Here is a 13,317-nt window from a genome sequence, read left to right on the forward strand (position 1 = left end):
GCCCGTTCGGGCGCTTTCTGGCACGAATTCGTGTCACCATGTCCGTCATGGTCCAACGTTCTTCACCACGCCGTCGCCGGCAGCTGGTCGCCTTCGGTGAGAACATCCGGCGGTGGCGCTCGATCAACGGGCTGTCTGCTGCTGAGCTCGCAGAGCGTGCTGCCGTCTCCCGCCAGACGCTCCGGGCCATCGAGGCCGGCACCGGGGGGCGCATCGACTCGTTGTTCGCCGTCCTCGGAGCGTTGGGCATCGCAGACGCCGCAGTGGCGGGGATCGACCCGTACGACAACGACGCTGCACGGGCGCGTATCGACGACATCCTGCGTGGAGGGGGTGCGCTGTGACCCCGGAAGCCATCGAGGTCTGGATCGCTGAGCAGGACGTCGACCGGCGCGTCGGAACGCTCCGCCCGTCGTTCATGCGCGGGCGCATGCTGGCCTCGTCGTCATTCGAGTACGACGATGCGTGGTTGCGAGGCGGGTGGGCGATCTCGCCGGATCTCCCTCTCGAGCGGACTCGGATCTACACGGCCGAGAACCAGACCCTCCCGGGCGCGTTCAGTGACACCGTGCCGGACGACTGGGGCCAGAAGCTGATCCGCGCCGACCACGCTCGTCGCCGCCGGCAGGACGACTCCCTCCCGCCGCGGTTGGGCGAGTTCGACTACCTGCTCGGCGTCGCTGACCACACCCGTGTGGGTGCGATCCGCCTCCGGGCTGCCGGGTCGTGGCTCTCGGACGAGAGCGGCGTTGCCAACGTGCACGACCTGCAGCGGATCCTCGATGTGACGCAACGCTACGACGATGACGAGGCGAGCGATGACGACATCGCGTACCTCAACGAGGTGGCCACATCGCCGGGGGGAGCCCGTCCGAAGGCGAACGTGGTCCTCGATGACGGGAGTCTCGCGATCGCCAAGCTGCCGCATTCGAAGGACGGTCGCTTCGACGTGGAGCGCTGGGAAGCCGTTGCGTTGACCCTCGCTGCCGACAGCGGCCTCGTCACTCCGCGCTGGTCGGTGGAAGCGTCCCCGAGTGGGCGCGCGGTGTTGCTCTCGACGCGGTTCGACCGCGACGCAGCGGGACGTCGGTTCGGGTACATGTCAGGACGGACCGCCCTCCGCCTCGGTCTCCACGACGACGGTTCGACCGAGACCTACGAGGACTTCGCCGATGCGATCGCCGAATGGAGTGCAGCGCCGGTCGTCGACCTGCACGAGATGTTCGGGCGGATCGCGCTGACCGTCTTGATCAACAACGTCGATGACCACTGGCGGAACCACGCGTTCCTCCACGGTGCGCAGGGTTGGCGGTTGTCGCCGGTCTTCGACGTCAACCCCAGCCGCCAGCGCGGAGTCATCGACTCCCGGGCCATCAGCGACGACGACGACCCCTCGGACCGCAGACTGGAGCACCTCCTCCAGGTGGCGAGCACCTTCCAGCTCAGCGACGCTGCTGCGCGGCGGGTCATCGCGAGAGTCGCGCGCGCGGTGTCGAACTGGGAGGCGGTCGCGACGCGCCTCGGGCTCGACGAGCGGCAACGGGCGGGCTACCGCGGCGCGTTCTCGTCTCCGCAACTCGCGTGGGCACGGTCGCTCGACACCGACCTGCGCTGACGGCTGTTCCCGCGGTGATTGCAACAACGACATCGGATGTCAAGCCCCTGCGGTCATTGTTGATTGCAACTACGTTCTGTGGACAGCCGAGAGCCGGCACGACACCGCAGGGATCCGGTGTCGAGCGTCACATCAGGGAGTGACCACCATGCAGAAGCGCACAACCACCAGAGCAGTCCTCGCCGCCGTCGTCCTCGGCGCCGCACTCGTCGCCGTGCCGATCGGGTCGTCCTCGGTGGCGCAGGCCGGCGTCTCGGCACCGGTCGGCGACGTCGGGAAGTTCAAGCAGACCTTCAAGGAGAACTTCCACACCTCGGCCGCGGCGAACGGGCCGTTCGCCCGGACCTACGCGAACGCCTGGCAGCCCTACCCGGACGGCACGTCGGGGATCTACTCCTCCAGCTCGCAGGTCAGTGCCCGCGACGGCGTGATGCGTGTCGCCCTCGACGGCGCACATGGAACCGCGGGCACGTTCGGCACGCCGAACGGAGCCTGGTCGCACGTGGGCGGCAAGTTCTCCGTCCGCGCCCGGGCCGAGGGCGGAACGGGCAACGGCGCGGCCTTCATGGTGTGGCCGTCCTCGAACGTGTGGTCGGACGGTGAGATCGACTTCCCGGAGGGCAACTTCGAGAGCACGCCGATGGCCTTCCAGCACTCGATGACGCCGGGTCGGGAAGCCAGCGCGACGAGCATCAGCACCGGGGTGTCCTGGCGGAAGTGGCACACCTACTCGGTCGAGTGGATCCCCGGCAGGTCAGTGACCTACCTGGTGGACGGCAAGGTCCTCCGGACCGTGACGGTGGACGTCCCGACGACGCCGCACCGGTACATGTTCCAGGTCGGGAACTGGGGTCAGTCGGGCCACCTCGACATCGACTGGGTCAGCACGTACGCCTACGTCGGCTGACCGGTCAGGCGATCCGGAAGCGGACCGTGTCGCCCGGCCGGAGCTGGGCGGCACGGTCGACGGACGCGGGCGTGAGGACCGCGACGACCGGGTACCCGCCGGTCACCGGGTGGTCGGCGAGGAACAGGACGGGGAAGCCGTCCGGCGGCACCTGGAGCGAGCCGGTCTCGACGCCCTCGCTCGGCAGTTCCCGCGTGACCGCGCGGACGAGGGGCTCGGCCGCGGTGGTCCGGACGCCGACGCGGTCGCTGTCCGGACTGACGAGGTGGTCCTGCCCGGTCAGGGTGGTCGGCCACCCAGGCGTGAACCAGTCGTCCCGCGGACCCGGGACGACGTCGAGCACGACGGGCTCCCACGGCCAGGGCCCGAGCGGCGGCGCGACGGCGTCGACGACGGGCCACCCGTCGGCCTCGTCCCCGACGGGCAGCGCGTCACCGACCCGCAGCGGAGCGGGACCGAGCTGCGCGAGCGAGTCCCACGAGCGGCTGCCGAGGACCGGTTCGACGGCGAACCCGCCACGGACGGCGACGTACGAGCGGAGGCCGACGTCGGGGACGCCGAGGTGCACGGTGTCACCGGGGCCGAGCAGCAGCACCTCGTTCGCGGCGGCGCCGCGGACGCTGCCGTCCGCCCGCTCGACCTCGACCGCGCAGGCCGCGCCGGTGACGGCGGCGACCACGTGGGCGTCGGAACGGAGCGAGACGGAGCCGAGCAGGGCCTCCAGGACGGCTGCGTCGGGACGGTTGCCGACCATCCGGTTGGCCAGCGCCGCTGAGCCGCGATCGGCGGCTCCGGCCGCGCCGAGCCCCATGTCGCTGAAGCCGGGGCGGCCGAGGTCCTGGGTGGTGACGCCGAAACCGACGCGCTCGACGGTGAGCGTGCTCATGCGCTGCTCGTGTCGACGAAGCGGATGCGCGTGCCTGCGGGGGCGAGTGCGGGCGGGTCGCGGTCGAGTGACCACATCGGGACGTCGGTGCGCCCGATGAGCTGCCAGCCACCGGGGGACGTGCGTGGGTAGACGGCGCTGAACTCCCCGGCGAGGGCGACGGCGCCGCTCGGGACGGCGGTGCGGGAGGTGCTGCGGCGGGGCAGGTCGAGCGAGGATGCTGTGCCGGTGAGGTAGCTGAATCCGGGGGCGAAGCCGCAGAAGGCGCTCGTCCAGACCTGGCCGGTGTGCCAGGCGACGAGTGCCGCGGGGGTCATGCCGGCGAGGTCGGCGGCGGCGGTGAGGTCGTCGCCGTCGTAGGTGACGGGGATCGTGACGTGGGCGTCCGTGGTCGTGGACGTTGTCGTTGCGGCTGCGGCGGCTGCTGCTGCTGCTTCTGCTTCTGCGGTCGGCGTGACGCGGGCCAGGTCCGCGCGGAGGCGGGTGGCGTCGGTGTGCGTGGGGTCGTAGCGGAACAGGAGGGTGCGTGCGCCGGAGACGACCTCGGTGACACCGGGTGGCCGCTCGGTGATGCCGGCGCGGAAGGCCGTGACCGCGTCGAGGGTGTCGAACGTCGCGAGCAGGGCCGCGCTGCCGGCGGGACGCAGGTCGAGGGTCATGCCGGCGTGGCTCGGGAGAACGGGGCGATGTCGATGTCCTGCTCGGTCAGCAGCCGGCGGATCGCCCTGGCCATCGCCACGGCGTCGGGGGAGTCGCCGTGGACGCAGACGGAGTCCGCGCGGACGGGCACTTCGGAGCCGTCGACCGCGGTCGCGACGCCCTCGGTCACCATGCGGAGGACACGCTGGGCCACCTGCTCGGGATCGTGCAGGACGGACCCCGGCTTGCTCCGCGACACCAGGGAACCGTCGGGTTCGTAGGCGCGGTCGGCGAAGGCCTCGCTGACGGCGCGGAGTCCGTGGCGCTCGGCCGCGAGCAGGAGTTCGGAGCCGGGCAGCGCGAGCACGGCGAGGGACGGGGCGACGTCGGCGATCGCGCGGACGACGGCCTCGGCCTGGACCGGGTCGGCGCAGGCGGTGTTGTAGAGGGCGCCGTGCGGCTTGACGTAGTTGACCTCGGTGCCGGCGACGCGGGCGGTGGCGGTCATCGCGCCGAGCTGGTGCACGACGTCGGCGTGGAGCTCGTCAGGGGTGACGTGCACCGGGCGCCGGCCGAAGGCCGCGAGGTCGCGGTAGGCGACGTGTGCGCCGACGGCGACGCCGCGCTCGGCAGCGGCGCGGCAGGTGGTGAGCATGATCGTCGGGTCGCCGGCGTGGAACCCGCAGGCGATGTTCGCGCTCGAGACGACGTCGAGCATCGCGGTGTCGTCACCCATGCTCCAGGCGCCGTAGCCCTCGCCGAGGTCGCTGTTGAGGTCGATCGTCGTCACGGGGGCTCCCTGTCGTCGCCGGGTTGTTCAACAATCTAGTCCGGTGGGGGCGGGGAGGCCAGCGGGGCGGCGGGTGGACTCCGGACGACAACGTCGACGTCGAACGCCAGCGGCGGTCTCGTTCGGCGTCGATGCGCGCGCAGTGTTCGACATGGCAGGAGTCGATCGACTGGCGCTGTGTCGGGTCATGCGTACGCATCCGATGCGTTCGCAGGTACGGACGTCACCGCGCACGGACGGGAGGCTCGGTGCCAGCTGGCACCGAGCCTCCCGTCCGGTGTGCGCCTACTTCGTGAGCACCGCCGCGACCTCCGGGATGCGGTCGATGTAGCCGCGCACCAGGTCGCGGGCGATCGTGACGCTGTCCACGAGGGGGTGGAGCGCGAAGGCCTTGAGCGCCTCGTCCTTCGACCCGGTCATGGCGGCGGCGATCGTGTGGCGCTCGACCGCCTTGACCTGGGACATCAGCCCGATCTGGTGCAGGTCGGGCTGGTCGGTGGACATCGGGTGGACGCCGTTCGCGTCGACCATCGTCGGGACCTCGACCACGGCGTCACGGGGGAGTCCGGCGATGGTGCCGTTGTTCCGGACGTTGAGGATCATCGTCTGGCGCTCGTTGCGGCTGATCGCGGCCATGACCCCGAGGGCGACGCCCGCGTAGCCCTGGTGCGACGGGTCGGTCTCGCGCTCCTTGGAGTCCACGGGCTCGTCCTGCGTGCCGCCCTTGGCCTCGGCCATGTAGGACGCGCTGCGCCGGGCGACGGTCTCGCGCCACAGGTCGGCGACGCCGTTGCCCGCGGCGGTGGCCCGGTCGTAGAAGGCGGACTGGCTCTCGGCGAGGAAGTCGCCGCGGGTCTTGCCGGAGCCGATGATGGAGCGCACGGCGTCGCGGTTGAAGTAGTAGTAGTACAGGTACTCGTTCGGGATGGCGCCGAGGCTGCGGATCCAGTCGAGCCCGAAGACGTGGCCCTCCTCCATGGCACCGAGGCGCTCGTCGTCCGCCATCAGTTCGGGGAGCACGTCACGGCCGTCGTACATCACGCGGCGCATCCACCCGAGGTGGTTCAGGCCGACGTAGTCCATCTGGACGCGGGTGTGGTCGAGGCCGAGCATGCCGGCGACCCGGCGCCCGAGGCCGGACGGGGTGTCGCAGATGCCGAGCACACGGTCGCCGAGGACGGTCTGCATGGCCTCGGTGATGATGCCGGCCGGGTTCGTGAAGTTCATCACGTAGGCGTTCGGCGCGAGGTCGCGGATGACCTTGGCGGCCTCGACCATGACCGGGACGGTGCGGATGGCGTACGCGAGCCCGCCGGGGCCGGTGGTCTCCTGCCCGAGGACGTCGAGGTCGAGCGCGACGTGCTCGTCGCAACGGCGCCCCTCGAGCCCACCCACGCGGAGTGCGGCGAAGACGTAGTCGCTGCCCTCGACCGCGCGGTGCAGGTCGGTCGTGGGCTTCAGGACCGGGGCGTCGGGGAAGTCCGCCGCGAGCTCGGTGAGGATCGCCACCATCGCGTGCAGGCGGACCTCGTCGACGTCGTACAGCGCGACCTCCTCCACCCGGGGCGAGCCGGTGTCGCGGAGGAGTGCCTGGTAGACGTACGGCGTGCGGAACCCGCCGCCTCCGAGGATGCAGAGCTTCATGTGATGACGACCTCTCCGCCGGCGTTCCGGCTGTGTGCGAGTGTTTCGTCGGGGGCGCCGGTCGTCGTGATCAGCGTGTCGACGTCGGTGAGGGAACAGAGCCGGAGGGCCCCGCTCCCCGGGAACTTGGTCTCGGACGCGAGCAGCACCACGCGGTCGGCGGCCGCGATCATGGACTGCTTGATGGGGGCCTCCACGGCCATGTTGTCCACGACGTGTCCGTTCGCGCGGACACCGGTGCAGGACAGGAACAGCAGGTCAGCGCTGACCTGCTCGAGTGCGGCCTCGGCGAGGGAGCCGACGAGCGTGCGGTAGTTGCGCCGGACGACACCGCCGAGCAGCACGAGCCGCACGGCCTCGTCGTCCCGGAGCACGTCGAACACCGCCAGGTTGGTGGTGATGACGGTGATGTCCCGGCCGCGGAGCAGCTCGGCGATCTGCGGCGTGGTCGTGCCGATGTCGAGGATGACGACCTGGCCGTCGGTGACCATGGCGGCGGCGGCCTCGGCCATGCGGCGCTTGAGGTCGAGGTCGCCCGCCTGTTCGAACGGGGTCTCGACAGCCTCGTCCGGGTCGGTGTCCTCCTGCGCGGTGGCACGTGGGGGGAGGACGGCGCCGCCCCACGTGCGGACGAGTTCGCCGTTGCGGTCGAGCATCTCGAGGTCGCGGCGGATCGTCGCCGGGCTGACCGCGAGGGCGTCGGCCAGTTCCTGCACCGAGGCAGCACCGTCAGCCCGGAGTACCCGGATGATGCGGTTCTGGCGGTCACGCAGGATCATGGCGCCACAGTAACGCAGATCGAGCAGAAGCAAGCAAGTTCGCGCAAGCCGGTGGGTGACTCGCGCAGACTTAACAAATCTGGCGCAATCAAGTAACGTCCTCGCAACACGAAGCACGCAGGCTTGAGCACCACCACCGGATCCGTTCCAGGTCGAGCAAGCCTGCGCAGCACTGATCCGCGATGACGAGGAGACTGCCGTGACCGAGGCGCATGCCGAGCCACGACCCACCGGGGACACCGGCGGGCAGGCCGACGAGACCACTCGCGGCACCCTGCTGTTCGCCGGGGACGTCTACTGCGACGTCGTCTTCTCCGGGGTCACGGCTCCCGAGCAGGGCGCCGAGGTCTTCGCGGACGCGTTCGCCATCACCCCGGGCGGCGTCGCGAACCGTGCGGTCGCCGCTGCCCGGGCCGGCGCCCCGACGATGCTCGCCAGCCGCCTCGGCGACGACGTGCTCGGCCGCCACGTGTACGACGTGCTGACCGCCGAACCGTTCCTCGACACCTCCCTGCTCGAGCTCGTGCCCGGCCACCAGAGCGCCGTGTCGGTGGCCCTGACCGGACCCGACGACCGCAGCTTCATCACGTACGAGGAACACCTCGGTCCGACCCTCGTGCCGGACGACCTCGGCCCCGTCGCCGCGACGCACGTCGGCATCGCCAAGCCGCTGCCTGCGTGGGTCGCCCGGCTCCGCGCGGCGGGCACCACGGTCGTCGGCGGTGTCGGGTGGGACCACACCGGCGAGTGGAGCGGCGGGGTGCTCGACCGCCTGGCCGAGATCGACGTCTTCGTGCCGAACGACGTCGAGGCCATGCGGTACACCCGGACGGACTCGGCGCTCGCCGCGGCGAAGGTGCTCGCGGAGCGCGTGCCGCTCGCGGTCGTCACCCGCGGTCCCGACGGCGTCGTGGCGGTCGACTCCGCCAACGGTGTGGTCGTCACGGCCGAGACCATCCGCGTCGAGGCCGTCGACCCCACCGGCGCCGGCGATGTCTTCGTCGCGTCGTTCATGGCCGGCGTGCACCACGGCTGGGACCTCGAGACCCGACTGCGGTTCGCCGCCGCCAGCGCGGCCTTCGCCGTCACCGGACTCGGGGGAGCGGCGAGCGCGCCGCACCCGGACGAGCTCCGCGCCTTCCTCGACCAGCGCTCCGCCCCGGGCGACTGGTCCTTCCTGGCCGACGTGCCCAGCACCGAACGCTGACCCGACCACCCACCCCCTCGCAGAACTGGACCCACCATGAAGCACATCAGCAAGGCGTCGATGCTCATCGGCGTCGCAGCGGCGGTCGCCCTCGGCCTGACCGCCTGCACGCCCGGCGGGTCCGCCGCCCCCGCTGCCTCGCAGAGCCTCGGCGCGGTGTCGAAGGACGTCGGATCGGCGAAGACCACGCTGACGGTCTGGGACCAGAACACGGACACCGGCATCAACGACGCGCAGCAGGTCCTCAACGACGCGTTCGAGAAGGCCCACCCGAACATCACGGTCAAGCGGGTCTCGCGCTCCTTCGCCGACCTGAAGACCACGCTGAAGCTCGCGCTCTCCGGGGACAACCCGCCGGACGTCGTGCAGGCGAACCAGGGCTACCCGGACATGGGCGCCTTCGTGAAGGCCGGCTTCCTGCGACCGGTCGACGACTACGCCAAGCTCTACGGCTGGGACGACTACTACCCCTCGAGCCTGCTGAAGCTCAACTCCTTCTCCTCCGACGGCACGACCTGGCAGGGCGACAGCCTGTACGGCGTCTCGCAGACCGGCGAGCTCGTCGGGCTGTACTACAACAGGGAGGTCCTGAAGGAGGCCGGGATCGACAGCCCGCCCACCACGGTGGCCGAGCTGACCGAGGACATGCAGAAGGTCAAGGCCGCCGGCACCCTGCCCCTCAGCTACGGCGACGTCGAGAAGAGCCCGGGCATCCACCTCTACGGCCTGGTGCTCTCCGCGCTCGCCGGGCACGACGCGGTCAACGACCTGGTCGCCGGCAAGTCCGGCAGCTGGACCGGTGACGACGAGGTGAAGGCAGCCAGCACGATCAGCGGGTGGGTGGAGGACGGCTACGTCACCGAGGGCGCGAACGGCGTCTCCCGCGACGACGCCGTCAGCGCCTTCGGCAAGGGCGAGTCCGCCTTCCTGATCACGGGCACCTGGTACCAGGCCACCCTCGAGGCCGCCAGCAAGGCGAAGGACATCGGCTTCACCGCACTCACGCCGACCGGGGCGTCGACCCCGGTGACGATGGGCGGCGAGGGGCTCGCCTGGGCGATCACGTCGAAGACGAAGAACGCGGACGCCGCAGCGGCGTACGTCGACTTCGTCACGAACGCGAAGGCCGCCTCGACCCTGGTCGACAAGGGCAACCTGCCGACCGTGGTGCCGGACGCCGACACCCCCGCCGAGGGCACGATCGCCGGCGACATCACGAGCAACTACAAGACGATCTCGAGCGCGAACGCCATCACGCCGTACCTCGACTACGCCACCCCGACGTTCTACGACACCATCACCGCTGGCATGCAGGACCTCGTCGCCGGCAAGGCCACGCCGGAGCAGTACACGAAGACCCTGCAGAGCGACTACGCCGGCTTCGTCAAGAAGTGAGGACCGCCTCGTGACCCAGTTGACCGGGGCCCGGGCAGGTGCTGCCGCGAGCAGTGCCCGCCCGGCCCCCCGCCGGCGCCGCCGCAGCCTGGTGCCGTACCTCTACATCCTGCCGGCGTTCGTCGTGTTCGCGGTGTTCCTCGGGGTGCCGTTCCTGCAGAGCATCCAGTACTCGTTCTACGACTGGGACGGCCTCTCCGCGGCGACGTGGGCGGGCTTCGCCAACTACGCGGGCGTCTTCACGGACCCGCAGCTCCGGGCGTCGTTCGGACACGCGCTCGTGCTGATGGTGTTCTACGCCGCCATCCCCGTGGTCGTGGCGCTGTTCCTCACCGCACTGATCTCCCGGGCGAACGGCCTGCGCGGCATGTCGTTCTTCCGCACGGTGCTGTTCCTGCCGCAGGTCATCGCCTCGGTCGTCGTCGCGACGATCTGGGTGTCGATCTACTCCGCCGACGGGCTGCTCAACGACGGGCTGCGGCTCGTCGGCCTCGGGCAGTTCGCGCAGGTCTGGCTCGGTGGGTACGACACGGCCCTGCCCGCGATCGGCTTCGTCGGCACGTGGCTGAACGTCGGCCTGTGCCTGGTGCTGTTCCTCTCCGGCGTCGGCAACATCCACCCGAGCCTGTTCGAGGCGGCCCGCATCGACGGTGCCGGTGCGGCGCGCGAGTTCTTCTCCATCACGTTGCCGTCGCTGCGCGGGCAGATCGCCGCGGCCCTGGCGCTCACGGTCGTCTCGGCGCTGAAGACCTTCGACCTGGTCTACGTCACCACGGCGGGCGGGCCGGGCAACTCGACCTCGGTCCCGGCGTTCGAGGCCTACAGCCGTGCCTTCCAGTCCGGCCAGGTCGGCTCGGCCGCGGCCGTCGCCGTCTCGCTCACCGTCGTCATCATGATCGTCACGGCCCTGATCAGCCGTCTGCAGCCGAAGGACGTCGCATGAGGATCTCCGTCCGCGAGAAGACCGTCAACTACGTCATCCTGTCGCTGTTCGCCCTGTTCGCGATCATCCCGCTCCTCGGCGTGCTGCTGTCGTCGGTCACGCCGTCGGCGCAGAACTCCGGCGGCTTCAGCATCCCCACCGCGATCGACCTCGGGAACTTCGGCACCGCCTGGACCCGCGGCCACTTCGGCACGTTCATGTTCTCCAGCGTGCTGGTCACCGTGTCGGTCGTCGTCCTGACCACGGTGCTCGCCGTCTTCGCCGGCTTCGCGTTCGGCCGGCTCGACTTCCCCGGCTCGAACGTCCTGTTCTTCGTGATGCTCGCGGGCCTGATGCTCCCGGCCGAGGCCTTCATCATCCCGCTGTACTTCAACCTGCGGTCGGTCGGCCTCACCGACACGTACTCGGGCCTGATCCTGCCGCAGACCGCGCAGTCCCTGGCGTTCGGCATCTTCTGGATGCGCAGCCAGTTCCGGAGCTTCCCCGGCGAGGTCATCGAGGCCGCCCGCCTGGACGGCGCCCGTGACGTCCGCCTGCTCTGGCAGGTGATGGTCCCCGCCGCGATCGCCCCGATCATGACGATGTCCCTGCTCATCACGATGTGGACGTGGAACGAGTTCCTGCTGCCCCTGGTGCTCATCACGAGCGAGGACCACCGCACGGCCCCCCTCGGCCTCGCCTTCTTCAAGGGCGCGAACCTGACGGACTACTCGCTGCTCTCCGCCGCCGGGGTGATCGTCGCCCTGCCGATCGTCGTCCTCTACTTCTTCCTGCAGAAGCGGTTCATCTCCGGCATGCTCGGCGGCTTCGCCGACCGGTGACCACAGAACGGACGGGAGGCTCCCCACCAGCTGGTGGGGAGCCTCCCGTCCGTCAGCGGGTCGCGTCGGACGCGGGCCGCTAGGAGAGCTCGATCGTGCGACCGAAGATGCGCTTCACGCCGGGTGCGGCCAGGACCTGGCCGAGCGGGGAGGCGCCCTCGGGCGTGGCACGCCATGCGGCGTAGGCGTCGTGGTCGGCGGTGGTGGTCCAGCGCTCGAGGACCACCAGGCGCGTGGGGTCGGCGTCGTCGATGAGGACCTCGAGCGACTCGCAGCCGTGGTGCTGGCGGGTCTGCGCGAGCGTCTCGCGGATCGTCGACTCGACCTCCTCGTGGGACGCGTCGCTCCGGAGTTCGAGATCGAGGAAGACCGTCGTCGTCATGCTGCACCGTTCCTGTCGTTCTGGGACGCACGTCGGATGACGCACCTCCTCTCCAACCCTGCCCGTCGCGCTGGTGTTCCGTCCCAGGCGGGGCCTCGGCGGGTCGGTGGGTGCTCGGCGGCGGAGCGTGCGGGCACCACGCGACAACGTCGGTGTCGTACGACCTCGACGATGTCGTGCCCAGGGTGGTCCACGTCAGTGTGCGGGCACCACGCGACACGGTCGGTGTCGTACGACCTCGACGATGTCGTGCCCGGGGTGGACCGCGTCAGTGTGCGGGCACCACGCGACAACGTCGGTGTCGTACGACCTCGACGTTGTCGTGCCATGCGCGCGGCGGTGGTGCGTCCGCATGGTCCGACATGGCGGGCGTCGATCGACTCGTGCGGTGTCGGACCATGCGTGCGGCTGTGGTGCGTCCGCATGGTCCGACATGGCGGGCGTCGATCGACTCGTGCGATGTCGAAGGATGCGGACGCAACGTCCGACGCGGGGACCCGGGGACGCGGGGACGCGGACCTGGGGACACGGGGACCACGAGTTCGATCGGCGCGGTGACGGATCTGGTCGGCGAACCTCGGGGAACGGCAACCGCATCCGTCAAGCGGCGGGAGCGAAACCGTCAGACCGCGGCGGCAGCGAGCAGGGACTCCGCGTCGCGCCGGGCAGCGGTGACGGCGGCGGCGTCCAGGCCGCAGGCGCGCAGGCAGGTCGTGATGATGGCGTCGCGGTCCTCATCCTCGACCCGACCGGCACGTCGGAGCTGGATGACGGTCTCGGCGAGCTGGATGAGCACGGCGCCGAGCTGCGTCGGGGTCAGCGACACGTCGGGGGTGGCGGCGCGGGAGCCGAGTCGGCCGTAGGTGTCCTGCAGCTCCTGGCGCTCGAGGCGGAAGCCGTCGTAGCGCTCGCCCTGCACCTCGGGCAGCAAGTAGAGCGTCCCGATGTTGTGCGGCGTGCGCACCAGGGTGTCCACGTCGATGAGCACCAGCGCGGCGAGGGCACCGGCGGCGCTGGTCGACCCCGGCACGCGCTGCTCGAGGTCGCGGACGACGTCGAGGCTCGGGCGCACCGAGGTCGTCAGCAGCTCGACGAGCATGTCGTCCTTGCCCGCGAAGTGGTAGTACAGCGACGCCTGTCGGACCCCGACGCGCTCGGCGATCGCGCGGGTCGAGGTCGCGCTGAACCCGTTCTCGACGAACAGTGCCGCTGCGGCGTCGAGGATCTGGTCGCGGGGGCTGAGCTCGGGGCTCGTGTCCGGCACGGCGCGGGGGCGTCCGACGCGGGACGGTCGCTCGTCGGAGGGCAT

Annotated in this window: 14 protein-coding genes; 7 read left to right on the forward strand and 7 right to left on the reverse strand. The window is 70.7% G+C overall.

From position 1 onward, the window contains the following. Positions 1-47 precede the first annotated feature (47 nt). The 3 genes from BIU98_RS14390 (at position 48) to BIU98_RS14400 (ending at position 2,522) form a co-directional block, all read left to right on the forward strand. Positions 48-344: a helix-turn-helix transcriptional regulator gene (locus BIU98_RS14390; protein ID WP_071278327.1), complete on the forward strand. Its 297-nt coding sequence runs from the start codon at positions 48-50 to the stop codon at positions 342-344. Then, the gene (locus BIU98_RS14395; RefSeq protein WP_071277994.1) at positions 341-1,615 is read left to right on the forward strand and encodes a type II toxin-antitoxin system HipA family toxin; all 1,275 of its coding nucleotides are present in this window, start codon (positions 341-343) and stop codon (positions 1,613-1,615) included. The genes BIU98_RS14390 and BIU98_RS14395 overlap by 4 nt, the downstream gene beginning before the upstream one ends. Before the next feature lie 148 nt (positions 1,616-1,763). Further along, the gene (locus BIU98_RS14400; RefSeq protein ID WP_083393300.1) at positions 1,764-2,522 is read left to right on the forward strand and encodes a glycoside hydrolase family 16 protein; all 759 of its coding nucleotides are present in this window, start codon (positions 1,764-1,766) and stop codon (positions 2,520-2,522) included. Between the two features lie 4 nt (positions 2,523-2,526). Here BIU98_RS14400 and BIU98_RS14405 read toward each other — a convergent pair whose 3' ends face one another. From BIU98_RS14405 to BIU98_RS14425, 5 genes are all read right to left on the reverse strand, one after another. Beyond that, positions 2,527-3,408: a biotin-dependent carboxyltransferase family protein gene (locus tag BIU98_RS14405; protein WP_071278000.1), complete on the reverse strand. Its 882-nt coding sequence runs from the start codon at positions 3,406-3,408 to the stop codon at positions 2,527-2,529. Next, entirely contained in the window at positions 3,405-4,067 is a 663-nt protein-coding gene (locus BIU98_RS14410; RefSeq protein WP_071278004.1) for an allophanate hydrolase subunit 1, read from the reverse strand. The genes BIU98_RS14405 and BIU98_RS14410 overlap by 4 nt, the downstream gene beginning before the upstream one ends. Beyond that, on the reverse strand, positions 4,064-4,837 hold the full coding sequence (locus BIU98_RS14415) for a LamB/YcsF family protein (protein WP_083393274.1): 774 nt from the start codon (positions 4,835-4,837) through the stop codon (positions 4,064-4,066). Before BIU98_RS14415 ends, BIU98_RS14410 begins: the two co-directional genes overlap by 4 nt. A 285-nt stretch (positions 4,838-5,122) precedes the next feature. After that, a complete protein-coding gene (locus tag BIU98_RS14420; RefSeq protein WP_071278007.1) occupies positions 5,123-6,481 on the reverse strand; it encodes a 6-phospho-beta-glucosidase in 1,359 nt (452 codons plus the stop codon). Further along, entirely contained in the window at positions 6,478-7,260 is a 783-nt protein-coding gene (locus BIU98_RS14425) for a DeoR/GlpR family DNA-binding transcription regulator (RefSeq protein ID WP_071278010.1), read from the reverse strand. Before BIU98_RS14425 ends, BIU98_RS14420 begins: the two co-directional genes overlap by 4 nt. 199 nt (positions 7,261-7,459) lie before the next feature. On the opposite strand from BIU98_RS14425, the gene BIU98_RS14430 reads away from it, so the two are divergent. The 4 genes from BIU98_RS14430 to BIU98_RS14445 are packed head-to-tail and all read left to right on the forward strand — an operon-like array spanning position 7,460 to position 11,626. Next, a complete protein-coding gene (locus BIU98_RS14430; protein WP_071278013.1) occupies positions 7,460-8,467 on the forward strand; it encodes a carbohydrate kinase family protein in 1,008 nt (335 codons plus the stop codon). 36 nt (positions 8,468-8,503) lie between these two features. Then, positions 8,504-9,862 (forward strand): extracellular solute-binding protein, encoded by a 1,359-nt coding sequence (locus BIU98_RS14435; RefSeq protein ID WP_071278017.1) that lies wholly within the window; start codon positions 8,504-8,506, stop codon positions 9,860-9,862. A gap of 10 nt (positions 9,863-9,872) precedes the next feature. After that, positions 9,873-10,805, forward strand: coding sequence for a carbohydrate ABC transporter permease (locus BIU98_RS14440; RefSeq protein ID WP_254787921.1), 933 nt, complete (start codon positions 9,873-9,875; stop codon positions 10,803-10,805). Next, positions 10,802-11,626 carry a carbohydrate ABC transporter permease gene (locus BIU98_RS14445; protein WP_071278020.1) on the forward strand — a complete coding sequence of 275 codons (825 nt, stop codon included), beginning with the start codon at positions 10,802-10,804 and terminating at the stop codon, positions 11,624-11,626. The genes BIU98_RS14440 and BIU98_RS14445 overlap by 4 nt, the downstream gene beginning before the upstream one ends. A gap of 79 nt (positions 11,627-11,705) precedes the next feature. Here the strand turns inward: BIU98_RS14445 and BIU98_RS14450 are convergent, their stop codons facing one another. Next, on the reverse strand, positions 11,706-12,008 hold the full coding sequence (locus BIU98_RS14450; RefSeq protein ID WP_071278043.1) for a putative quinol monooxygenase: 303 nt from the start codon (positions 12,006-12,008) through the stop codon (positions 11,706-11,708). 622 nt (positions 12,009-12,630) lie between these two features. Next, on the reverse strand, positions 12,631-13,317 hold the full coding sequence (locus tag BIU98_RS14455) for a TetR/AcrR family transcriptional regulator (protein ID WP_071278046.1): 687 nt from the start codon (positions 13,315-13,317) through the stop codon (positions 12,631-12,633).

Source organism: Curtobacterium sp. MMLR14_010 (assembly GCF_001865015.1).
Classification (GTDB): domain Bacteria; phylum Actinomycetota; class Actinomycetes; order Actinomycetales; family Microbacteriaceae; genus Curtobacterium.

What these genes read in the sequence shown, in the direction of transcription:
- BIU98_RS14390 (WP_071278327.1), top strand. Translation starts at nt 48, where the DNA reads ATGGTCCAACGTTCTTCACCACGCCGTCGCCGGCAGCTGGTCGCCTTC.
- BIU98_RS14400 (WP_083393300.1), top strand. Translation starts at nt 1,764, where the DNA reads ATGCAGAAGCGCACAACCACCAGAGCAGTCCTCGCCGCCGTCGTCCTC.
- BIU98_RS14405 (WP_071278000.1), bottom strand. Translation starts at nt 3,408, where the DNA reads ATGAGCACGCTCACCGTCGAGCGCGTCGGTTTCGGCGTCACCACCCAG.
- BIU98_RS14410 (WP_071278004.1), bottom strand. Translation starts at nt 4,067, where the DNA reads ATGACCCTCGACCTGCGTCCCGCCGGCAGCGCGGCCCTGCTCGCGACG.
- BIU98_RS14420 (WP_071278007.1), bottom strand. Translation starts at nt 6,481, where the DNA reads ATGAAGCTCTGCATCCTCGGAGGCGGCGGGTTCCGCACGCCGTACGTC.
- BIU98_RS14425 (WP_071278010.1), bottom strand. Translation starts at nt 7,260, where the DNA reads ATGATCCTGCGTGACCGCCAGAACCGCATCATCCGGGTACTCCGGGCT.
- BIU98_RS14435 (WP_071278017.1), top strand. Translation starts at nt 8,504, where the DNA reads ATGAAGCACATCAGCAAGGCGTCGATGCTCATCGGCGTCGCAGCGGCG.
- BIU98_RS14445 (WP_071278020.1), top strand. Translation starts at nt 10,802, where the DNA reads ATGAGGATCTCCGTCCGCGAGAAGACCGTCAACTACGTCATCCTGTCG.
- BIU98_RS14450 (WP_071278043.1), bottom strand. Translation starts at nt 12,008, where the DNA reads ATGACGACGACGGTCTTCCTCGATCTCGAACTCCGGAGCGACGCGTCC.
- BIU98_RS14455 (WP_071278046.1), bottom strand. Translation starts at nt 13,317, where the DNA reads ATGCCCTCCGACGAGCGACCGTCCCGCGTCGGACGCCCCCGCGCCGTG.